The following is a 21,736-nucleotide window of genomic DNA, read 5'->3' as shown; positions in this document are numbered from 1 at the left end:
CACACGGGGCCGTGACCCGGATTTGTCAGGACAGGGTGAAGCTGTCGCCCAGATAGACCTCGCGCACGCGCGGGTCCGCGACGATGACATCGGTGGTCCCCGACATCAGCACATGGCCGTCATGCAGGATATAGGCGCGGTCCACGATGCCCAGGGTCTCGCGCACGTTGTGATCGGTGATCAGCACGCCGATGCCGCGCGACTTCAGCGCATGGACCAGGCCGCGGATCTCGCCCACGGCGATGGGGTCGACGCCCGCGAAGGGTTCGTCCAGCAGCAGGAAGCCCGGATCGGAGGCCAGACAGCGCGCGATCTCGGCCCGGCGCCGCTCGCCGCCCGACAGGGCCAGCGCGGGCGCGCCCCGCAGATGGGTGATCGAGAAGTCGCCCAGCAGCTCCTCCAGCCGGTCCCGCCGGTGGCGCGGATCGTCCAGCGCGACCTCAAGGACGGCCATGATGTTCTGCTCGACCGTCAGGCCGCGAAAGATCGACATCTCCTGCGGCAGATAGCCGATGCCCATGCGCGCGCGGCGGAACATCGGCAGGCGGGTGACGTCGCGCCCGTCGATGCTGACCTGACCCGCATCCGGCGTGACCAGCCCCGCGATGCAGTAGAAGCACGTCGTCTTGCCCGATCCGTTCGGACCCAGCAGGGCCACGACCTCGCCACGCTCCAGCCGCATCGACACGTCGCGGATGACCGGACGGTTGCGATAGGACTTGCGCAGGCCGCGCACGTCCAGGCCGCGGTCGGCACCCATCACTGCGACCCCGGCTGCAGGACCGACCGCACCCGGCCCTGCACCTGCGCGGCCCCGGTGGCCAGATCGACGCTCATCCGCTCGCCCGACAGGACGTTGCCGCCCTGGCTCAGCAGCACGTCGCCCGACAGGTCCACCCGGCCCGCCTCGACGTCATAGACGGCCTCGGCCGCCTCGGCCGCGTCGGGACCCGAGACCAGCGTGACGTTGCCGCTGGCGGTCAGGCTGCTGATGCGCTCCTGCCCGCCCTGGGCGTATTGCACGGTGACGCGGTCGGCCGACAGGCGCATCTCGCCCTGGCCGATGACCACGTTGCCGGTGAACAGCGCGCTGCCGTCGGCCTGGTTGACTTCCAGGTTGTCGGCCGCGACCTCGACCGGGGCCGAGATGTCGGCGCGCATGCCGCCGAAGGTGGTCTGCGCCAGCGCCGCAGGCGGCAGGGTCAGGGCCAAGAGGCCGGCGATCAGCAGGGGGCGACGGGTCATCGGGTCCTCGGGTCTGGTCAGGGCCGGGTCTGGGGCGCGGCGGCGGCGGGTTCGTACATCAGACGCACAGCGCCCGAGAAATTCAAGACCGACGCATCGCCGTCCGGCGCCAGCCGCATCCGGTCGGCGGTGATCCGTCCGAAGGGGGCCTCGGCCGCGACGCCCTCATTGGCCTCGATCAGCGACGAATCGGTGCGCGCCTCGACCGCGGGGGCGTCCAGCCGCCAGCCGCTGGAGGTGGTCATGCGCACGCCCCCCTCCAGCCGCACCAGCCCGTCCTGCAAGCCGCCCTGCGGCGCGGTCAGATCGGCGCTCAGCCCGTCGGGCCGCCGCCAGTCCAGCGCCAGCGCCCCGGCCCGGCCGCCCGATCCGTCGGGGGCGACGCTGTCGGCGCGCAGGCTCAGCTCGGCCCCGTCGCCGGTCACGCCGCTGTATTCGGGCGCCACGATCCGGTTGCCGCGCACGGCCTCCTGCGCGTCGACCTCGGCATAGGGGATGCGCGATTCGACATCCGATCCGCGGCTGAACAGGAACATCGTCGACAGCATGACCAGCGCCAGAAGCGGCAGCAGGACCCTCAGCCAGCGGACGATGCGGGTGCGCGACATGGCCTAGACCAGCCCCGCGCGCAGGCAGTCGTGGATGTGCAGGATGCCGCGCGGCAGGCCGTCCTCGACCACGAACAGGCAGGTGATCTTGCGCTCCTGCATCTGCGCCAAGGCGGCCTCGGCCAGGGCGCCGGGCGCGATGGTGCGCGGCGCGGGCGTCATCACGGCGGCCGCGTCCAGGTCCAGCAGGCCCTGCATGTGGCGGCGCAGGTCGCCATCGGTGATGATCCCCGCCAGCGCGCCCAAGGCATCGGTGACGCCGGTCACGCCGTAACCCTTCTGGCTGATGACCAGCAGCGCCTCGGACATGGGCGCGTCCTGCGGGACCAGCGGCAGGTCGGTGTGCATCAGGTCGCCCACCTTGGCCAGCCGCGCGCCCAGCTTGCCACCGGGATGAAAGGTGCGGAAATGGTCGGCGGTGAAGCGTCGATGCTCCATCAGCGCCACGGCCAGCGCGTCGCCCAGGGCCAGCGTCATGGTGGTCGAGGTCGTGGGCACGATGCCGTTGCCGCAGGCCTCGGGTGCTGCGGGCAGCACCAGGCCCAGATCGGCCTGCCGCATCAGCGTCGATTGCGGCCGCGCCGCCACCCCGATCAGCGGGATGGAGAAGCGCCGCGTATGCGCGATCAGATCGGCCAGCTCGGGCGTCTCGCCGCTGTTGGACAGGACCAGCGCCAGGTCGGCCTCGGTCACCATGCCCAGATCGCCATGGCTGGCCTCGGCCGGGTGCACGAATTGCGCGGGCGTCCCGGTCGAGGCGAAGGTCGCCGCGATCTTGCGCCCGACATGGCCCGACTTGCCCATGCCCGACACGATCACCCGGCCGCGCACGGCCAGGATCATCTCGACCGCGCGCGAGAACTCATCGCCAAGGCCCGCCGACAGGGCCTCGAGCCCCGCGACCTCGACCCCGATCACCCGCCGCGCCGTCTCGATGTAATCCGCCACCTGCCGCCCCTTTTCCGTCATGCCTGCGCCTCAGTGGCGAAAGATGTCGCCCTCGTCGCCCCAGCCCAGCAGGTCCAGATGGGCACGCGCCGGCAGAAAGTCAAAGCACGCCTGCGCCAGACCCAGCCGGTTCTCGCGCTTCAGCCGCTCCTCCAGGGCATCCTTCAGCTTGTGCAGGTGCAGCACGTCGGAGGCCGCATATTCCAGCTGCGCGTCCGACAGGTCGGCCGCACCCCAGTCGCTGGTCTGCTGCTGCTTGCTGACATCGACGCCGACCAGCTCGTTCAGCAGGTATTTCAGCCCGTGCCGGTCGGTGAAGGTCCGCACCAGCCTGGATGCGATCTTGGTGCACCAGACCGGCGAGGTGACCACGCCGAAGGCGTTCTCCAGCGCGGCGATGTCGAAGCGGCCGAAATGGAACAGCTTCAGCACCTTGGGGTCGGTCAGCAGCTTGGTCAGGTTCGGCGCCTCGGTCTGGCCGCGGTCGATCTGGACCAGATGCGCCTCGCCGTCGCCGCCCGACAGCTGGACCAGGCACAGCCGGTCGCGGCGCGGATCCAGGCCCATCGTCTCGGTGTCGATGGCCACGATCGGACCCAGCTCCAGGTCGTCGGGAAGATCGTTGGGATACAGATGGATGCTCATGACCGGTCCTGCCTCGTTCGGGGCCGGATGCCGGGCATCGGCCGCTTCGGCCCCTTCCACCAGAAACCGGCGGCCCGATCCAGTGAAAATCGTGCGCGGGACCGCCGCGTCAGGCGGCCGGGGACCAGGTCAGGGCCGCCGGGTCGTCGCGATGGGCAAAGCGCAGCAGATGGCGCTCGACCACGTCGCGCAGTGATTCCATCGCCTCCGCGTCATCGGCCTCCAGCACCAGATGCAGCGCGCCCTCCCCGGCGGTCAGCCGCGCAGCACCCATCGGAAAGGACAGGACCGCGCCGGCCTCGTCCTGCGCGACGGGGATCTTGTGGCCGAAATGCTTGGCCATGGTGCCGATCAGCGGCACGGCGCGGTCGGTGGGGTGGGAGGCGGTCATACGCATGGGCGGTCCTTTCCGGTTCCGCCCTGGCCTAGAATACCCAATTCCTTTAGTCAACAATTGCGCGTGGTATCCTGACAAAAATAGATTGCCATTCTTGCGCTCCGGTCGTGGCGGCGCTAAGCCCGCCGGGCGTGCAGCCACCCGACCCAGCCACCACGCGGAACCCCGGATGAAAGGATCGCCATGCGCCGGATCGCATCGCCCGCCCTGGTGGCCGCCGCCCTCATGACCGCACCGGTCGCGGCCCTGGCCCAGGTCACCGTCGACACCGCCCAGGGGGCCGTGACCTTGGCCGACACGCCGGACAGCGTCGCGGTCTATGACATGGCCGCGCTGGACACGATCACCGCCCTGGGCGTCACGCCCACGGGCACCATCGGCAACATCATGGTCCCGGCGCTGCGCGACGCGGCGGCGGATGCCAGCCCGGTCGGGACCCTGTTCGAGCCCGATCTGGAGGCGCTGGCCGGTCTGGCGCCCGATCTGGTCATCGTCGGCGGTCGCTCGGCGGCGCAGCTGGCGGCGGTGTCGCAGGTCGCGCCGGCGATCGACATGACCTTCGGCCCGGACCTGCTGGCCGATGCCCGCGCGCGCATCGACGCCTATGGCGCGCTGTTCGGAAAGACCGCCGAGGCCGAGGCCCTGACCCAGGCGCTGGACGGCAAGCTGGCCGCGCTGCGCGAGACCGCCGATGGCCAGGGCACCGCGCTGATCGTGATGACCAACGGCCCCAAGATGTCGGCCTATGGCGCCGGATCGCGCTTTGGCTGGATCTTCGAGGCGACCGGGCTGCAGGAGGCCGTGCCGGGGCTGGACGAGGCCACCCACGGCCAGGCGATCAGCCATGAATTCATCGCCCAGGCCGATCCCGACTGGCTGCTGGTCGTCGACCGCGGCGCCGCCATCGGCGAGGACGGCCAGGGCGCGATGGAGACGCTGCGCTCGGACCTGGTGGCCGGCACGACCGCTTGGCAGCAGGATCAGGTGATCCAGCTGGACCCGGCGGCGACCTATATCTCGGCCGGGGGCTACGGCTCGACCATGGCGGTGCTGGACCAGTTGACGCAGGCCTTCGCGGACTGATGCGCCCCCTGCCCGCCCTGGCATCGGCGCTGGTCGCGCTGATGCTGGCCAGCCTGACGGTCGGCGCCGCCGACATCCGCGTGACGGACGCCTTCCGCGATCCGCAGGCCATGCTGGTCCTGCTGGAATCGCGCCTGCCGCGCACGCTGTCGGTGGTGCTGACCGGGGCCGCGCTGTCGGTGGCGGGGGTGCTGATCCAGGCGCTGGTCCGCAACCGCTTCGTCGGCCCCGACACGTCGGGCACCGCCGAGGGCGCGGCGCTTGGCCTGCTGGCCATCACCATCCTCTGGCCGACCAGCCCGCTGTGGCTGCGCATGATCGCGGCCAGCCTGTCGGCCATGGTCACGACCGCGCTGTTTCTGGCCGTGATCCGCCGCCTGCCCGTGCGCGAGGTGATGCTGGTCCCCATCGCGGGGCTGGTCCTGTCGGGCGTGCTGGGATCTGTCGTGACCTTCGTGAGCTGGCAGACCGACCTGATGCAATATGTCGGCACCTGGCTGATGAGCGGCGAATTCTCGGGCGTGATCTCGGGGCGCTATGAGCTGCTGTGGATCGCGGGCGCGGCGGCGGGGCTGGCCTGGTTCTCGGCCGACCGCTTCGCGATCCTGGGGCTGGGCGATCAGGTGGCGACGGGGCTCGGGCTGTCCACGGCGGCGGTGATGCGCCTTGGGCTGGCGGTGGTGTCGGTCGTGACGGCGATGGTGGTGACGACGGTGGGGATGATCCCCTTCGTGGGCTTGGTCGTGCCGAACCTGGTCGCGCGGATCATGGGCGACAACCTGCGCGCCTCGCTGCCCGTGGTGGCGCTGGCCGGGGCGGTGCTGGTCCTGGGCTGCGATCTGGCGGGGCGTCTGGTCATCCACCCCTACGAGGTGCCGGCCGGCACCATCCTGGGCGTGCTGGGTGCGGTCCTGTTCCTGTGGCTGCTGCATCGGCGGCCCCCTCGGTCGAAGCCCGCCCATGGATAGGCGCGCGCGGATCATGCTGGGCGGGATGGCGCTGCTGCTGGCGGCACTGTCGGCGCTGTGGATGCTGCAGGGCCTGGGCGGCGGCAATCGCGGCTTCATCCTGGGCCTGCGCGGGACCAAGCTGGCGGCGCTGGTCACCGTCGCGACCGCCATCGGGGTCGCCACGATCCTGTTCCAGACAGTCGCAGCGAACCGGGTGCTGACGCCGTCGATCATGGGCTTCGACGCGCTTTATGTGCTGCTGCAGACGGCGCTGGTCGTGGTCTTGGGCGGCGCGGGCCTGACCGGCCTGCCCGCGGGCCCGAAATTCCTGGCCGAGATCGCGGCGATGACCGCCTTGGCCGCGGCTCTGTTCGGCACGCTGCTGCTGCGCGGTGCGCGGGACCTGCCGCGGATGATCCTGACCGGGGTGATCCTCGGCGTGCTGTTCCGGTCGCTGTCGGGGTTCCTGGGCCGTATCCTGGACCCCAACGAATTCGCCGTGGTGCAGTCCGTCACCTTCGCCAGCTTCAACCGGGTCGATGCCACGCTGCTGCCTTGGGCGGCGGCAATCACCGCGGCGGCGGTGCTGGTCGCCTGGCGGCTATCGGCGCGGCTGGACGTGCTGGCGCTTGGACGCGATCCGGCGGTGTCCCTGGGGCTGGCCCATCGCGCCATGGTGCTGGGCGTGCTGGGGCTGGTGGCGGTGCTGGTGTCGGTCTCGACCGCGCTGGTCGGGCCGGTGGCCTTCTTCGGACTGATCGTGGCAGGGCTGGCGCATGGGCTGATGCGCAGCGCGCGCCACGCCGCCCTGCTGCCCGCGGCGGCGCTGTCGGCGTCGATCCTGCTGGTGGGGGGACAGTGGCTGTTCGAACGCCAGCTGGGCCAGGCCGCCACCCTGTCGGTCGTCGTGGAATTCGCGGGCGGCCTGTTCTTCCTGTATCTGCTGCTGAAGGGGCGCATCCGATGATCCAGATCGAAGGGGTCTGCCACGCGATCGGCGGCACGCCGATCCTGCATGACATCACCACGACCCTGCCAAAGGGCCGGCTGACGGCGCTGATCGGCCCGAACGGGGCGGGAAAGTCGACGCTTCTGCGCCTGATCGGCCGGCTGGAGCCGCTGCAGCGGGGCCGGGTCACCGTGGCCGGCCACGACGTGACCACGACGCCGACCGACCGGTTGGCGCAGGTAATGGCGATCCTGGGCCAGCAGACCGCCATCGCCAGCCGCCTGCGCCTGTCCGAGCTGGTGGCCTTCGGCCGCTGGCCGCATCACAAGGGCCGTCCGGGTTCCCGGGATCACGCGCTGGTCTGGCTGGCGCTGAAGACCTTCGCGCTGACCGATCTGGCCGACCGCTTCCTGGACGAGGTGTCGGGCGGACAGGCGCAGCGCGCGCATATCGCGATGGCCTGGGCGCAGGATACCGACTGGCTGCTGCTGGACGAGCCGCTGAACAACCTGGACATGGCCCATGCCCGCGCCCTGATGGGCCGGCTGCGCGGGCTGGTCGATCAGGGCGGGCGCAGCGTGGCGATGGTGGTGCACGAGATCAATTATGCCGCGGCCTGGGCCGATCACGTGATCGCCATGAAGCACGGCCGCGTGGTCGCCGAAGGAGGGCCGGCCGAGGTGCTGACCGAGGCGGTCCTGTCGAACCTCTATGACGCGCCCATACGAGTGGGGGCGCATCAAGGTCGCCCGCTGGTCCTGCACCACGTCTGACGCGCCGCTGCCGGGCCTGCGGCCCGGCGGAGCCCCGGGGGGCTGCACCCCCCCGGACCCCCCGCACCCGCCAAGGCATCGAATGGAGTTGCCCTTTCGGGACCGTGCCGCGGGGGCGCAGCCCCCGGCGCAAGACGCCCCTTCGATGGGGGCGGCTTGCGCGGCCCTGCGGTCAGCGGACGTCCAGACGGATCGGCAGCGTGAAGGAGTAGACCGTCTCGGTCAGGGTGGCCGGGGCGGCAGGACAGCGACCGGCACGCTGCGCGGCGGTCAGCGCCGCCTGGTCCACGTCCGGACGTCCCGACGATCCGGCGATGCCGACACTTTGGATGGCCCCGCTGCGCGAGACCGTCAGCGCCAGATTGACCCGCCCCCCCTGACCAACATTCCGAGGCAGCGACGCCCTGCGCTGGATGCACGCCCCGACCTGAGCGCCCCAGAGCGCCGTGGCGTCGGCCGTCGCCTGCCTGGAGGCTCCGCCGCCCTGCGCATTGCCCGACGCCCGCCGGGTCTGGACCTCACCGCCCTGGCCCTGCGCCTGCGCGGTCTGGGAGGCCTGCCGGGGCTGTGGTTCGGGCTGGCGCTCGGGCGCCGGTTCGGGTTCGCGGCGCGGCGCGGGTTCCTCGCGCGGCTCGGGGCGGCGCTGCGGGCGGGTGGAACTGTCCAGCGCCAGCGCGGTCCGGACCGGGATGTCCGGCGGGGTGAACTGCCGGAACTCGGGCAGATCCAGGGTCTCGGGGTCGATCGGCTCGGCCACTTGGTCGGGCTCAGGCTCCGGCTCCGGCGCGGGCTCCTCGGCAGTGTCCTCGGCCTCGACCTCCTGCCGCGCCTCGCCCCCGGCCAGCGCCTCCGCCCCCTCCGGCGCGGCGGGGGCCGGGGGCAGCGCGGGGGCCAGGTCGACGAAGACCGCGTCGGGCAGGCCCGGCGGCGCGCCCGCATCCGTGCGGCCCATGACCCACATGCCCGCGCCGACATGCGCCGCCAGCACCAGCGCCGAGGCCCCGGTCCACAGGGCACCCTCGCCCAGGACGCGCAGCGCCCGCCCGCTCACGGGGCGCCGCCCCCGGCGGGCACCGGAGCGGCGGCCTCGGGCGCGGCCTGCACCGCGTCCAGTCCGACCAGCGCGATCTTCAGATAGCCCGCATCGCGCAGCCCGTTCATCACCCCCATCAGGTCGCCATAGGCCACCGCCGCATCGGCGCGCAGGAAGATCCGCTGCTCGCGGTCGCCGCCCGTCGCGGCCTCCAGCGCCGCGGCCAGACCGCCGGGGGCGATGTCGTCATTGCCCAGGGCCAGCGTCAGGTCCGGACGCACGGTCACATAGACCGGCTGCTCGGGGCGTTCGGCCTGGGTGGCGTTCGACACCGGCAGATCGACGTTCACGTCCACCGTGGCGAGGGGGGCCGCCACCATGAAGATGATCAGCAGGACCAGCATCACGTCGATGAAGGGCGTGACGTTGATCTCGTGGTTGTCGGCCAGATCGTCGGTGTCGCGGATGCCTCCGGCCATGGCCTAGACCCCCGCCGCGCTGCGACCGCGGAAATCCAGATCGCGGCTCAGCGTCTGGCGGACCTGGGCCGCGGCATGGCCGAGGCGCATCCGGTATCCGGTCACGGCGCGCGCGAACACGTTGTAGATCACCACCGCCGGGATCGCCGCGACCAGACCGATTGCGGTGGCCAGCAGCGCCTCGGCGATGCCCGGCGCCACCACGGCCAGGTTGGTCGTCTGCGATTCGGAGATGCCGATGAAGCTGTTCATGATGCCCCAGACCGTCCCGAACAGCCCTACGAAGGGCGCGGTCGAGCCGATCGTGGCCAGGACGCCCGTGCCCCGCGCCATGCGACGCCCGGCGGCGAGTTCAATGCGCTCCAGCTGCGATTCGACGCGCTCCTTGACGCCGTGATCGCCCGCCTCCGCCAGCGCGGAGGCCGAGCGGCGGTATTCCGCATCGGCGCTGCGGATCATGCGCGAGACCGGATCCGCACGCGTCCCGGTCGCCGCCGCGGCCTGGGCCAGCGACGGGGCCGCTGCGATGCGGCGCGCCGCCCCCGCGGCCCGGCGCGAAGCGGCCCACAGCTCGATCATCTTGGCCAGGAGAATCGTCCAGGTGATGACCGAGGCCACGGCCAGCCCGATCATCACCCCCTTCACCACCCAGTCCGCAGCCAAGAACATCCCCATCGGCGACAGGTCATGCGGCAGCGCGGGGTCGCGCGCCTCGGCCGCGGGGGCGACCGGGTCGCCGCTTGCGGGGGCCTCGGCCACCAGCACGCCAGCCGCAGGAGCCTCCGGCATCGGGGTTTCCGTCACCGGGGTTTCGGTCACGGGAGCTTCGGTCACAGGAGCTTCGGTCACCGGGACCGCCGCCGGGTCGGTGGGGGTGGCGGGCGTTCCGGCCACGGGCGCGTCGGGGCGCAGGGCCTCCTGCGCCGTCGCCGCACCGGCCAGCGTCATCCCGACCAGAAGCGCGGCGATGCCGGCGCGAATCGTCTGTCCTGGCAAATGGGTCATGGCGGTCCTTGCTTGCAGAGGTCATGGACGCAGGACCGCGGCCATGCGGCGCGCCTGCGACGGTTCCGCGCCTTATCGACCCGCAAAGTAAAACTGTCAACTATTACCCGCACCCCCCGGCTTGCAGCCGGTCGCGCGGCGCGTCACAGTCCGGCCATGACCCAGCCCGCCTCCCGCACCGACCTGCCGCCGCCCGCCGTGATCCTGGCCGGAGGGCTGGCGCGGCGCATGGGCGGCGGGGACAAGCCGCTGCTGCCCCTGGGCGGGCGGCCGGTGCTGGCGCATGTGCTGGACCGCCTGCGTCCGCAGGCCGGGGCGGTCGCGCTGAACGCCAACGGCGATCCGGCGCGGCTGGCGGGCTTCGGCTTGCCGGTGCTGGCCGACAGCCTGCCCGACCGGCCCGGCCCGCTGGCCGGGGTGCTGGTCGCGATGGACTGGGCCGCGGCCCTGGGGGCGGCGCAGGTGCTGACCGTGCCGGGCGATTCGCCTTTTCTGCCCGCCGATCTCGTGCAGCGCCTGATCGCGGCGCGCGGGCCCCAGGGGCTGGCGCTGGCCGCCACGCGCGAGGCGGACGGCACGCTGCGCGACCATCCAGTCTGCGCGCTGTGGCCGGTGGCGCTGCGCGGCGCGCTGGCCGCGGCGCTGGCGCGCGACGAACGCCGGGTGCGCGCCTTCACCGAGGCGCATGCGCCGGGCCGGGCGGTCTGGGACGCGGGCCGGGCCGACCCCTTCGCGAACCTGAACACGCCCGAGGACCTGGCCCGGGCCGAGGCGCGCCTTGCCGCGCTTTGACCGGATCGTGGTGGTGGACTGGTCCGCCGCCGGGCGTCCGGTGCGGGGCGCGGACAGCATCTGGATCGGCACCGACCGCGATTCGCCCGAAAACCCGCCCACCCGCGCCGCGGCGGCCGACCGGATCGACCGCATCCTGGCCCGCGCCGCCGACCGGCAGGAGCGGCTGCTGATCGGGGTCGACTTCGCCTTCGGCCATCCCGCCGGTCTGGCGCGCGCGATCACCGGGCGCGACGATGCGCTGGCGCTGTGGGATCATCTGGCGGACGCGCATCGCGACGATGCGGCCAATGACACCAACTATCGCGCGGTGGCGGCGGCGATGAACCGGACCCTGCGCCATCCGGTCTTCTGGGGCGACGGGCGGCGCGAGGCCACGCCCGACCTGCCCCGCCTGCGCCCGCCCCCGCACCCGACCATCGTCGCGCATCGCGTGACCGAGGCCCCGCGCCCCGGCGGGCCGCGCCCGAAATCGCCCTTCCAGCTGGCCGGGGCGGGGGCGGTCGGGGCGCAGAGCCTGACCGGCATCCCCCGGCTGAACCGCCTGCGCCGCACGCTTGGGGACCGGGTCGCGGTCTGGCCCTTCCAGCCGTGGCGCGACGCACCGGTGGTGCTGGCCGAGGTCTATCCGTCGATGCTGGGCGATCTGCGCGGCCATCCGGGCCATGCCTGCCGCGATGCGGCGCAGGTGGCGCTGCTCGCGGGCAGGCTCAAGGCGCTGGACGATGCGGGGGTGCTGACGGCGATGTTCGCCCCTGATCCGCGCATCCGCGATCTGGCGTCGGAGGGACAGATCCTGGGGCTGGGCCATGAGGCGCGGCTGGCGCCTTAGTCTTCGGGGCGCGGCGCGGTCGAGCGGCCGAGGACCAGCTCGGCCTCCAGCAGCTCCTGGACCGGGTCGTGGCGCAGCCCGGTGATGCGGTCGATCAGCAGCGCCGCGCAGCGTGCCCCCGCGACGCGCACCGACGACCGCATGGCGCTGAAGACCGGCACCGCCGCGCGGTTGGCGTAATACGCAAGGTCGTCGTCGAAGGTCAGCACCGACAGGTCGCGCCCCAGCACCAGCCCCGCCTCCTCGGCGGCCTGGGCCACGCCGGTGGCGATCATCGTCGCCGCGCACAGGATGGCGGTGGGCCGCTGGCCCGCAGGCCGCGCCAGAAGCCGCCGCGTACTCGCATAGCCGAAGGCCACGGTCATCTCGCCCTCGGCCATCAGGGCAGGGTCCGCCTCCAGCCCGGCCTCGGCCAGGCCCGCCAGATAGCCCGCGCGCCGCCGGTCGGCAAAGTCCAGCCGTTCGTCCCCGTTCAGAAGGGCGATGCGCCGATGGCCCAGCTGCGCCAGGAACCCCGTCCCGCGATGGAAGGCGCGCCGGTTGTTCACGTCCACCCAAGTATAGGGCGCGTCATGGCCCGTCACCCGCCCATGCACCACGAAGGGCATCCCGATCCGGTCCAGCAGCGCCGGGCGCGGATCGTCATGGCGCGGGAACTGCACGATCACGCCGCCGATCAGCCCCTTCGACGACAGCGCCCGATAGGCGTCGGGCTGATCCTGGTCCGCCACCACGGTCAGGTTGATCTCGAAGCGGCGGCGGGCGCATTCCTCGCCCACCCCGGCCAGGAAGTCAGCATAGATCGGATTCACGATCTCGTTCCGGCCGCCGATGGGAATGACGCAGCCGATAGTGCTGGCATGGCCCGTGGCCAGGAAGCGCGCATGGGCATTGGGCTGATAGCCGTGATGGCGCGCGGCGGCGATCAGCCGGGCGCGGGTGGCCTCGTTCACCTCGGGATGCCCGTTCAGCGCGCGGCTGACGGTGGTGGGCGACATGCCGACCAGCTTGGCGAATTCCTTGAGCGTCATCGTCTGAACGGACCATCGGCGTGCGGCGCGACGTCGCCCCCCCCCCCCCCCCCCCCCCCCCCCCCCGGGACAGGGGGTGCCTATCCATGCCGCGAACCGCGCCCGGTGGCAACCGCCGCGCCACCGGACGCGTTGACAAACGCCCGCAGGCGGTGACCCTTGCGGGCGGGACGCCCAACGCGAAGGACATCCGCATGTCGAACCGAACCCTGGCCATCCTGGTGCTTGTCGCGGCGCTGGCCTTCGCGGCATCGCCGCTGATCTTTCCGGGCTTCGCGGGCTATGATCCCGACCGCTTTCCCATTCCCCAGCAGGACCCGCCGGTGCAGCCCGCTGGCTGGGCCTTCTCCATCTGGGGGGTGATCTATCTGTGGCTGATCGCGGGCGCGGGCTTCGGCCTGTGGCGCCGGGCCGAGGACGAGGAATGGCGCCTGATGCGCACCGCCCTGCTGGCCAGCCTGACCATCGGCTCCTTCTGGCTGCCGGTGGCGCAGCGCCTGCCGGGGCTGGCCACGCTGATGATCCTGGCGATGCTGGTCACCGCCGTCACCGCGATGATCTGGGCCGGGCGCCGCGACCGCTGGCTGGAGGGGCGGCCTGTCGCGCTCTATGCGGGCTGGCTGACGGCGGCCTCGGGGGCGTCCGCAGGCATCTGGCTGGGCGGGCATGGCTGGCTCTCAGCGCAGGCCGCCGCGATCGTCTGCCTGGTCGCGGTGGGCCTTCTGGCCCTGGGCGTGCAGGCGCTGCGCCCGCGCGAATGGGCATATCCGGCGGCGGTCATCTGGGCGCTGGCCGGGGTCATCGCGGCGAACTGGGGCGCGGGCAACTGGCCCGTCATCGCCATCGCGGCCCTGGCCGCGGCCCTGCTGGCCATCCGCGCCGTGACGGCCGCACGGGCATCCTGACATCGCCACCGCAAAGGGGAGACGACCATGAAACGCCGCCTGTTCCTGTCCCTCGCCACCGCCCTGCCCGCCCTGGGCCTGGGGCGCGCCCGCGCGCAGGACGCGCCCAGCTTCACCTTTCCGTCGGTGGACGGGGGCGAATACGACACCGCGGACTGGCGCGGTCGGCCGGTGCTGGTGGTCAACACGGCCTCGCTCTGCGGTTTCGCGGGACAGCTGGCCGACATGCAGGCGGTCCACGACACCTACGGCCCGCGCGGGCTGGTGGTGCTGGCCGTGCCGTCGGACGACTTCAACCAGGAGCTGGCCAGCGGCGCCGAGGCCAAGGACTATTGCGAGCTGCAATACGGCATGACCCTGCCCATGACCGACATCCTGCATGTCGCAGAGGGCGAGGTTCATCCCTTCTATGCGTGGCTGCGCGCGCAGACGGGCTTCGTTCCGCAATGGAACTTCAACAAGGTGCTGCTGGACCCGCAGGGCCGCGTGCTGGGCACCTGGGGGTCCTTCGTCAAGCCGGGCGGGCGCCAGATCATCGGCGCGGCCCAGCCCTACCTGTCGTGATCACCAGGGGACGCGCGCGCCCTTCCAGTCCCAGAAACTGCCGGTATCCTCGGGCGTCAGGCGGTCGATGACCGCCATCAGCGCCTCGGCGCTGCGTTCGGGGGTGATGGTGGGGTGGCGGGCCGCGTATTTCGCGGTCAGCGGCGTGGCCACCGTGCCGGGATGCAACGCGACCAGGATCGACTGGCGGTTCCGGCGGCGGTATTCGATGGCGGCGGTGCGGATGATCTGGTTCTGCGCCGCCTTGGCCGCGCGATAGGCGACCCACCCGCCCAGGTCGTTATCCCCGATCGACCCCACCCGCGCGGACAGCGACCCCAGCACCGCCCGCCGGTCCCGCGCCAGAAGCGGCCCGAAATGCCGGATCGCCAGCGCGACGCCGGTGGCGTTCAAAGCGAACTGCGCCGCCATGGCTTCGGCATCGACGGCGTCCATGGTCTTTTCCGGCTGATGCCCGTCGACGACCAGCGCGCCCGTGGTGTTCAGGATCAGATCGAAGCTGCGCCCCTCCAGCCGCGCGGCATGGTCCGCGACCGTGTCGGCCCGCGTCAGGTCCAGCCCGTCGCGCGACCGCGACAGGCCGGTGACGGCCCAGCCCTGCCCCTCCAGCCGGGCGGCCAGCGCCGCGCCGATGCCGCCCGACGCCCCCAGGATCAGTGCATCCGCCATCACTTCATTTCCTCATAGGCGCTGAGCGCGCGGGCCCGGCCCTCGGGCAGCGAGATCCGCGGCAGGGCGCGTTTCGTCAGATCGATGTCCCAGGATCGCGGGATGGCCGCGCCGAATTCTCGCGCCCCAGTGGCGTCGGGGCGCATCCAGTGGTCGCGATAGCGGGATTTCGCGTCGAATTTCTCGGCCTGGGTCTCGGGGTTGAAGATGCGGAAGAAGGGCGAGGCGTCCGGCCCGCAACCCGCCACCCATTGCCAGTTCATCGCGTTCGAGGCCGCGTCCCAATCCGTCAGGCAGCGCGCAAACCAGTCCAGCCCCACCCGCCAGTCGGTCAGCAGATGCTTGGTCAGATAGCTGCCGGCGATCATCCGCACCCGGTTGTGCATCCGGCCCGTGGCATACAGCTCGCGCATGCCCGCATCGACGATGGGCACCCCGGTGCGGCCGCGCCGCCAGGCCTCGGCATCGTCATTGTCCCGGCGCCAGGGAAAGTCGCTCCATTCCTTGCGCCAGGGCGACCGGCCCAGGTCGGGCGCCTCGGCCATCAGCTCGCGCGCGAATTCGCGCCAGCACAGCTCCGACAGGAAGGGCTCGATGCCGGGAATGCCTTGCTCGAAATCGCCCCGGCATCGCGCCCAGATGCGGCGGGCGCTGATCTCTCCGACGGCCAGCGCATCCGACAGGCCCGACGTGGCGCGCGGCTTCCACGGCAGGTCGCGATCCGGCTTGTAGCCCGCGATGTCGCCCGACAGGAACGCCTCCAGCCGGTCATGGGCGGCATCCTCTCCGGCATCGACATGCCCGGCCATCACGTCCCAGCCCCGGTCCATCGCGGCGCGCGCCTCGGGCCAGTCGGTGCCGTCGCTGTCGGGCCAGGCCTCGGGCAGGCGCAGCGACGGCACGGGCAGCGGGTCCGCGATCGCGGTCTGGCGCAGCGCCTTCCAGAAGGGGGTGAAGACCTTGTAGACGCCCCCCGACCCGGTCCGGACCGACCCGCGCGGCACCAGATCGGCCGTGGGGTGCAGGTGCAGCGCCGCGCCGCGCCGCTCGGCCGCGGCCTTCAGCCCGTGATCGGACGCGAAGGGAAAGCCCTCGGTCGCGTGGATCTCGGTCGCGCCGGTCTCGCGCGCCAGCGCCTCCAGCACGGCGGCCGGGTCGCCGCGCCGCACGATCAGGCGGCTGCGATGGCGCCGCAGCGCGGCCTCCAGCGCGGGCAGGGCCATGGCCTGACGCTGCGCGCTGGCCGGGTGGTCGCGGGCCTCGGCCGGATCCAGGATGACCAGCGGGATCACCGCGCCCGCGCGGGCCGCCGCGACCAGTGCCTGATGGTCGTCCAGCCGCAGAACCCGCCTGAACCAGCAGATGACCGTCATCGCATTCTCCCTGTCCGTCCGATGATCCCGTGCGGGGATCACGCGCGGGGGCCGAAATGGTTTCATCGCAACGCGGCCGGGCAAAGAAAACGCGCGGCATTGTCACACCGGCTGCGGGTGCTATAGCTGGGCCCGATCCCTGTTCAGGCCCAACCCCGTGTCCGACTTCGACTTTCCCCCCGGCTTCGTCTCTCTGGTCTCGGCCGGGCCGGGCGATCCGGAGCTGCTGACGCTGAAGGCCGCACGGCGTCTGGCGGCGGCCGACGTGGTGCTGTTCGACGACCTGGCCTCGGGGCCGGTGCTGGATCATGCGGGGCCGGGGGCCGAGCTGATCGCCGTGGGCAAGCGCGCGGGCCGGCCGTCGGCGAAACAGGATGCGGTGAACGCGCTGATCGTCGATCACGCCCGCGCCGGGCGGCGGGTGGTGCGGCTGAAATCCGGCGACAGCGGCATCTTCGGCCGCCTGGAGGAGGAGCTGACCGCCCTGACCGCCGCCGGCATCCCCTGGGAGATCGTGCCCGGCGTCACATCGGCCAGCGCGGCGGCGGCGGCCATCGGCATGCCCCTGACGCGGCGGCTGACCGCACGGCGCCTGCAGTTCGTGACCGGCGCCGACATCACCGGCGACCTGCCGCAGGACATCAACTGGGCGGCGCTGGCCGATCCGATGACCACGACCGTGGTCTTCATGGGCCAGCGCAGCTTTCCGCGCCTGGCCCGCGACCTGATCGCGCACGGGCTGCCCGCCCAGACCCCGGCCCTGCTGGCCGAGGCCGTGGGTCACCCCCATCAGCGCCTGCGGCCGGGCACCGTCGCCTCGATCGCCGCGCTGCTGGAGCAGGAGGGTCCCGCGCCCCATCCGGGCCTGATCCTCTATGGTCCGCTGGCCCTGCCCGAGGGCTGAGCGCGCCGCCGGGGTTCCCCGCGGATCGGGCGGCCTTTGCCTAAAATGCCCGGCAAGCAGAACTGGCACGGGACGCCGGTTAAGACCATCTTAAGACCAGCCCGAGTCAGCCGCCCCCCTGGGCGCCGAACCCCGCAGAATCGCCATGATCGTGTATCGCCACGTGACCACCTTCGGTGTCACGCAACAACGCTGGCTGTCGCGCGTCACCGATCTCGACATCGTCGAGACGGCGGCGGGCCCGGTTGCTGGTCGCGGCGAACAACCTGGGCGGCGGCATCAGCAGCTATGCGATGGGCGCGGCCCTGACCCCCATCACCGCCCTGCGCACCCGCGCCTGGACCGAGGGCATGACCTATCAGGCCCCGCCCCGCCTGACCCATGTCAGCATCGGCGGCCAGGACCTGATCCACGCGACCGGCCTGTCGGGGGCGGGCAACCTGGCCAGCGGCCTGCGCGGCGACAATGGCGCGCTGGCGGGCTTCGGGCGCCTGTTCGGCACCAGCCTGGGCAACGACGTCGCGGCGATGACCCAGGTGAGCACGGGCCAGGCGCAGGTGATCGTCGCGACCAGCGGCGACGGGCTGGTCCTGACCACCCACCGCATCGTGGCCGAGGGCGCGCTGGTCGCCGCGGGCCGCATCGCCCTGCCGGTTCCGGCGGGCACGACCGACGCCACGCTGGACAAGGTGCTGGCGCTGCGCGTGGACGGCCAGCAGGTCCTGGTCGCCATATCGGGCAACGGCAACTTCCTCTCGACCCACCTGATGTCCGAGACCGGCGGCCTGGGGCCGGGGATGGTGCACCAGGCGGGCCGCCAGACCGGCTATGACCTGCCCTCCGACATCGCCGCGGTGCAGGTCGGAGGGCAGAGCTTCGTGATCCTGGCCTCGGCCGGGTCCAGTTCGCTCACGGTGTTCCGACTGTCGGCCACGGGGCGGCTGACCACCGTCGATCACGTCATCGACGAGGGCGGCACCCGGTTCCAGTCGGCCACCGCGCTGGAGACGGTGGTGATGAACGGCCGCGCCTTCGTCTTCGCGGGCGGGGCCGATGACGGGATCACGGTCTTCACGCTGCTGCCCGACGGGCGGCTGCTGCATCTGGCCACGATCGAGGATACCGACGCCATGACCCTGGCCGATGTCAGCGACATCGAGGCCCGCGTCGTGGGCGGACGGATCGTGCTGTTCGTCTCCTCCTCGACCGAGACCGGGATCACGCAGCTGGTCTTCGAACCCGGCCCCATCGGGGCCACGGGCGTGTCGGGCCTTGCGGTCGCGCGCGGCGGCGCGGGGGCGGACCTGCTGGTCGCGGGCGCGGCCACCACCCGGATCGAGGGCGGCGCGGGCAACGACATCCTGGTGGCGGGGGCGCGGCCGGTGACGCTGGTGGGCGGGGCGGGGGCCGATGTCTTCGTGCCGTCGCGGGTCGCGGGACGCATCAGCATCCTGGACTACGACCCGGCCGAGGACCGGCTGGACCTGTCCCTGCTGGGCGGCATCCGCAGCATCTGGCAGCTGCGCTTCATCCCCACCGCGTCGGGGATGCTGATCGTCTACGACCAGACGGTGCTGGACATCACCACCCGCGACGGGCGCGGCCTGACCATCGGCCATTTCACAAACGCCATGTTCCCCATCGCCCATTACCTGCCGGTCGAGATCGACCCCGTCGTGGTCCCCCCCGCCCCGCCCCCCTCGACCGAGCCTGCATGGCTGTTCGGCACGGCGGGCGGCGACCGGCTGATGGGCACCGCGCGTCCGGAGATGATCATGGCAGGGGCGGGCCATGACACGGTCTCGGGCGGGGGCGGCCACGACACGCTGCAGGGCGAGGGGGGCAATGACGTGCTGCGCGGCGGCGACGGCAACGACCGGCTGTTCGGCGGTCCGGGCCGCGACACGCTGTTCGGGGATGCGGGCAACGATCTGCTGGACGGGGGGGCGGATGACGACCTGCTCTATGGCGGGGACGGCCAGGACACGCTGCTGGGGGGCCTGGGCAACGATCTTCTCTATGGCGGGACGGGCAACGACCGCCTGGACGGGGGCCTGGGCAACGACACCCTGTCGGGCGAGGACGGCGATGACTGGCTGGAGGATCTGTTCGGCAACAACCGCCTGCTGGGCGGCATGGGCAACGACACGCTGATCGCGGGGGCGGGCAACGACATCCTGGACGGCGGCGAGGGCCACGACCATCTGCAGGGCGGCGCCGGGCGCGACCTGCTGGTCGGCGGCGGCGGCAACGACAGCCTGGAGGGGGGTGATGGCGACGACACGCTGTACGGCGGGACGGGCGACGACACGCTGGACGGGGGCGCGGGCAACGACCTGCTGCGCGGCGAGGACGGGCGCAACCTGCTGCGCGGAGGGGCGGGCAACGACATGCTGATCGGCGGCCAGCAGGACGACCGCCTGTTCGGAGAGGATGGCGACGACACCCTTCAGGGCGGGCTGGGCAACGACATCCTGCACGGGGGTGCGGGGCGCGACCGCCTGGTCGGTCACGCCGGCAACGACATGCTGATCGGCGGCGAGGATGCGGACAGCCTGTTCGGCGGGACCGGGCATGACACGCTCTATGGCGACGGCGGCAACGACCGGCTGCAGGGGGATGCGGGCAACGACCTGATCTTCGGCGGGGCGGGCAACGACATCCTGATCGGCGGCCCCGGCAACGACCGCCTGTACGGAGAGGACGGCAACGACCGGCTGATCGACTATTCCGGCGCGAACCTGCTGGATGGCGGGGCGGGCAACGACAACCTGATCGCGGGCAGCGGGCGCGACCGGCTGTTCGGCGGCCTGGGCAACGACCAGCTGCGCGGCGGCGGCGGCCATGACACGCTGGACGGCGGCCCGGGCAACGACCGCCTGTACGGAGAGGCCGGCAACGACCGCCTGCTGGGCGGGCCGGGGCGCGACAGCCTCTATGGCGGCGCGGGCAACGACCGGCTGGACGGGGGATGGGATGCGGATTTCCTGAACGGCGGCGACGGCAACGACACGCTGCTGGGGGGCCTGGGGTTCGACCGGCTGCTGGGCGGCATGGGGAATGACCGGCTGTTCGGCGGGCCGGGGAACGACGTGCTGGATGGCGGTCCGGGGCACGACTATCTGGACGGGGGGACCGGCAACGACCGCCTGCTGGGCGGGGTCGGCAACGACCGGCTGATCGGCGGGGCGGGGCGCGACACGCTGGCGGGCGGGGCGGGGGCCGATCTGCTGACGGGCGGCGCGGGGCGGGACACGTTCCGCTTCGTCTCGCGCCTGGACAGCACGATGGCGCAGGCCGACCGCATCACCGATTTCCGCCCCGGCCAGGACCGGCTGGACCTGTCGGCCTTCGATCTGAACTTCATCGGAGAGGCGCGCTTTTCCGGGGGCCGCTCGGTAAGGTGGGACCATGCGGGTCAGCAGACGCATGTCCTGATCGACCTGAACGGCGATTCGCGCGCCGACATGCTGATCCGGCTGGACGGGCGCCTGTCGCTGGACGGCGACGACTTCCTGCTCTAGCCTGCCAGCCGCGCCACGGCCCAGGCCGCGGCCTCGGCCACGGACGGATCGGTGTCGCCCGTCAGGCCCCGCGCCACCGGGATCAGCGCCGCATCCCCGGAATTGCCGATGGCATAGAGCACGTTGCGCACGAAGCGGTCCCGCCCGATCCGCTTGATCGGCGAGCCCGAGAACCGCGCCCGGAACCCCGCATCGTCCAGCCCCGCCAGCTCCGCCAAAGGCGGCGCGTCGATGATCCCGCGATAGCGCATCTCCGATCCGGCCTGCGCGAACTTGTTCCACGGACAGGCCGCCAGGCAATCGTCGCAGCCATAGATCCGGTTGCCCATCAGCGCGCGCAGCTCCGGGTCCACCGGCCCCTTGTGCTCGATCGTCAGGTACGAGATGCAGCGCCGCGCATCCAGCTGATAGGGCGCGGGAAAGGCCTGGGTGGGGCAGATGTCCAGACAGGCCCGGCAGGACCCGCAATGACTGACCTGCGGCGCATCCGGCGGCAGCGGCATCGTGGTGAAGATCGCGCCCAGAAAGAACCAGCTGCCCAGATCGCGCGACAGAAGGTTCGTGTGCTTGCCCTGCCAGCCCAGCCCCGCGGCCTGGGCCAGGGGCTTCTCCATCACCGGCGCGGTATCGACAAAGACCTTGATCTGATGCCCCGGCTCGGGCGCCGTCTCCAGCAGCCAGCGCCCCAGCCGCTTCAGCCGCTTCTTGACCAGGTCGTGATAGTCGCGCCCCTGCGCATAGACGCTGACCGCGGCCCGGTCGCGCCGCTCCAGCACGGCCAGCGGATCGCCCTCGGGCGTGTACAGCTCCGCCAGCATGATCACCGACCGCGCCTCGGGCCACAGCGCGGAGGGATCGCCGCGCCAGCCCATCCGCTCGGCCATCCAGCCCATCTGGCCGTGACGCCCCTGCGCGACGAAATCCGCCAGCCGTCCGAGCAGCTCGGGCGCCCCGTCCGGGCGCACGACGCCCATCGCGGCGAATCCCACCGCGCGGGCCTCGGCCTCGGTCTCGGCCTTCTTCTTCA

The 21,736-nt window shown here is 72.1% G+C and carries 23 protein-coding genes; 10 read left to right on the top strand and 13 right to left on the bottom strand.

The annotated features are described in order from the left end of the window. Positions 1-25 precede the first annotated feature (25 nt). The 6 genes from lptB to AACG61_RS01600 form a co-directional block, all read right to left on the bottom strand. Positions 26-760, bottom strand: a complete 735-nt coding sequence (gene lptB / locus AACG61_RS01625; protein ID WP_411838287.1) for an LPS export ABC transporter ATP-binding protein — start codon at positions 758-760, stop codon at positions 26-28. Continuing rightward, positions 760-1,245: a lipopolysaccharide transport periplasmic protein LptA gene (lptA, locus tag AACG61_RS01620; protein WP_411838286.1), complete on the bottom strand. Its 486-nt coding sequence runs from the start codon at positions 1,243-1,245 to the stop codon at positions 760-762. The genes lptB and lptA overlap by 1 nt, the downstream gene beginning before the upstream one ends. Positions 1,246-1,262: 17 nt before the next feature. After that, positions 1,263-1,853 (bottom strand): hypothetical protein, encoded by a 591-nt coding sequence (locus tag AACG61_RS01615; RefSeq protein ID WP_411838285.1) that lies wholly within the window; start codon positions 1,851-1,853, stop codon positions 1,263-1,265. Between the two features lie 3 nt (positions 1,854-1,856). After that, entirely contained in the window at positions 1,857-2,822 is a 966-nt protein-coding gene (locus AACG61_RS01610; protein ID WP_411838284.1) for an SIS domain-containing protein, read from the bottom strand. Positions 2,823-2,831: 9 nt separating this feature from the next. Beyond that, positions 2,832-3,446, bottom strand: a complete 615-nt coding sequence (locus tag AACG61_RS01605) for a ribonuclease D (protein ID WP_411838283.1) — start codon at positions 3,444-3,446, stop codon at positions 2,832-2,834. 109 nt (positions 3,447-3,555) lie between these two features. Continuing rightward, a complete protein-coding gene (locus AACG61_RS01600; RefSeq protein ID WP_411838281.1) occupies positions 3,556-3,843 on the bottom strand; it encodes a DUF2218 domain-containing protein in 288 nt (95 codons plus the stop codon). Between the two features lie 183 nt (positions 3,844-4,026). On the opposite strand from AACG61_RS01600, the gene AACG61_RS01595 reads away from it, so the two are divergent. The 4 genes from AACG61_RS01595 to AACG61_RS01580 are packed head-to-tail and all read left to right on the top strand — an operon-like array spanning position 4,027 to position 7,598. Continuing rightward, complete coding sequence (locus AACG61_RS01595; protein WP_411838280.1) at positions 4,027-4,926, top strand: siderophore ABC transporter substrate-binding protein; 900 nt, start codon at positions 4,027-4,029, stop codon at positions 4,924-4,926. Next, positions 4,926-5,894 carry an ABC transporter permease gene (locus tag AACG61_RS01590; RefSeq protein ID WP_411838279.1) on the top strand — a complete coding sequence of 323 codons (969 nt, stop codon included), beginning with the start codon at positions 4,926-4,928 and terminating at the stop codon, positions 5,892-5,894. The genes AACG61_RS01595 and AACG61_RS01590 overlap by 1 nt, the downstream gene beginning before the upstream one ends. Further along, positions 5,887-6,843, top strand: coding sequence for an iron chelate uptake ABC transporter family permease subunit (locus AACG61_RS01585; protein ID WP_411838278.1), 957 nt, complete (start codon positions 5,887-5,889; stop codon positions 6,841-6,843). Before AACG61_RS01590 ends, AACG61_RS01585 begins: the two co-directional genes overlap by 8 nt. Further along, positions 6,840-7,598 (top strand): ABC transporter ATP-binding protein, encoded by a 759-nt coding sequence (locus AACG61_RS01580; protein ID WP_411838277.1) that lies wholly within the window; start codon positions 6,840-6,842, stop codon positions 7,596-7,598. Before AACG61_RS01585 ends, AACG61_RS01580 begins: the two co-directional genes overlap by 4 nt. Positions 7,599-7,770: 172 nt before the next feature. Here AACG61_RS01580 and AACG61_RS01575 read toward each other — a convergent pair whose 3' ends face one another. The 3 genes from AACG61_RS01575 to exbB are packed head-to-tail and all read right to left on the bottom strand — an operon-like array spanning position 7,771 to position 10,115. Further along, positions 7,771-8,649: a TonB family protein gene (locus AACG61_RS01575; RefSeq protein ID WP_411838276.1), complete on the bottom strand. Its 879-nt coding sequence runs from the start codon at positions 8,647-8,649 to the stop codon at positions 7,771-7,773. Beyond that, positions 8,646-9,110 carry a TonB system transport protein ExbD gene (exbD, locus tag AACG61_RS01570; protein ID WP_411838275.1) on the bottom strand — a complete coding sequence of 155 codons (465 nt, stop codon included), beginning with the start codon at positions 9,108-9,110 and terminating at the stop codon, positions 8,646-8,648. Before exbD ends, AACG61_RS01575 begins: the two co-directional genes overlap by 4 nt. A gap of 3 nt (positions 9,111-9,113) precedes the next feature. Continuing rightward, positions 9,114-10,115: a tonB-system energizer ExbB gene (gene exbB, locus AACG61_RS01565; RefSeq protein ID WP_411838274.1), complete on the bottom strand. Its 1,002-nt coding sequence runs from the start codon at positions 10,113-10,115 to the stop codon at positions 9,114-9,116. A 156-nt stretch (positions 10,116-10,271) separates the two neighbouring features. Here exbB and mobA point away from each other — a divergent pair, with 156 nt between their 5' ends. Next, a complete protein-coding gene (gene mobA, locus AACG61_RS01560; RefSeq protein WP_411838273.1) occupies positions 10,272-10,907 on the top strand; it encodes a molybdenum cofactor guanylyltransferase MobA in 636 nt (211 codons plus the stop codon). Then, the gene (locus tag AACG61_RS01555) at positions 10,894-11,739 is read left to right on the top strand and encodes a hypothetical protein (protein ID WP_411838272.1); all 846 of its coding nucleotides are present in this window, start codon (positions 10,894-10,896) and stop codon (positions 11,737-11,739) included. The genes mobA and AACG61_RS01555 overlap by 14 nt, the downstream gene beginning before the upstream one ends. Here the strand turns inward: AACG61_RS01555 and AACG61_RS01550 are convergent. Continuing rightward, positions 11,736-12,770, bottom strand: a complete 1,035-nt coding sequence (locus AACG61_RS01550; RefSeq protein WP_411838271.1) for a LacI family DNA-binding transcriptional regulator — start codon at positions 12,768-12,770, stop codon at positions 11,736-11,738. The two genes, AACG61_RS01555 and AACG61_RS01550, sit on opposite strands and share 4 nt — an antisense overlap. Positions 12,771-12,964: 194 nt before the next feature. Here AACG61_RS01550 and AACG61_RS01545 point away from each other — a divergent pair, with 194 nt between their 5' ends. Together AACG61_RS01545 and AACG61_RS01540 are read left to right on the top strand one after the other, a co-directional pair. Further along, a complete protein-coding gene (locus AACG61_RS01545; protein ID WP_411838270.1) occupies positions 12,965-13,675 on the top strand; it encodes a tryptophan-rich sensory protein in 711 nt (236 codons plus the stop codon). A gap of 27 nt (positions 13,676-13,702) precedes the next feature. After that, on the top strand, positions 13,703-14,239 hold the full coding sequence (locus tag AACG61_RS01540) for a glutathione peroxidase (protein ID WP_411838269.1): 537 nt from the start codon (positions 13,703-13,705) through the stop codon (positions 14,237-14,239). Here AACG61_RS01540 and AACG61_RS01535 read toward each other — a convergent pair whose 3' ends face one another. Next, a complete protein-coding gene (locus tag AACG61_RS01535) occupies positions 14,240-14,908 on the bottom strand; it encodes an SDR family NAD(P)-dependent oxidoreductase (RefSeq protein WP_411838268.1) in 669 nt (222 codons plus the stop codon). Then, complete coding sequence (locus AACG61_RS01530) at positions 14,908-16,281, bottom strand: cryptochrome/photolyase family protein (RefSeq protein ID WP_411838267.1); 1,374 nt, start codon at positions 16,279-16,281, stop codon at positions 14,908-14,910. Before AACG61_RS01530 ends, AACG61_RS01535 begins: the two co-directional genes overlap by 1 nt. A 157-nt stretch (positions 16,282-16,438) precedes the next feature. On the opposite strand from AACG61_RS01530, the gene cobA reads away from it, so the two are divergent. Further along, positions 16,439-17,185 carry a uroporphyrinogen-III C-methyltransferase gene (cobA, locus tag AACG61_RS01525; RefSeq protein ID WP_411838266.1) on the top strand — a complete coding sequence of 249 codons (747 nt, stop codon included), beginning with the start codon at positions 16,439-16,441 and terminating at the stop codon, positions 17,183-17,185. 245 nt (positions 17,186-17,430) lie between these two features. Next, positions 17,431-20,709 (top strand): M10 family metallopeptidase C-terminal domain-containing protein, encoded by a 3,279-nt coding sequence (locus AACG61_RS01520; protein WP_411838265.1) that lies wholly within the window; start codon positions 17,431-17,433, stop codon positions 20,707-20,709. On the opposite strand, the gene queG is transcribed toward AACG61_RS01520, so the two are convergent. Beyond that, positions 20,706-21,683: a tRNA epoxyqueuosine(34) reductase QueG gene (gene queG / locus AACG61_RS01515; protein ID WP_411839435.1), complete on the bottom strand. Its 978-nt coding sequence runs from the start codon at positions 21,681-21,683 to the stop codon at positions 20,706-20,708. The two genes, AACG61_RS01520 and queG, sit on opposite strands and share 4 nt — an antisense overlap. Positions 21,684-21,736: the final 53 nt, after the last annotated feature.

It is taken from the genome of Paracoccus sp. ME4 (assembly GCF_046736325.1).
GTDB lineage: Bacteria > Pseudomonadota > Alphaproteobacteria > Rhodobacterales > Rhodobacteraceae > Paracoccus.
Note: the sequence above shows the minus strand (reverse complement) of the source record. Positions and strands in the feature narration are given on the sequence as shown.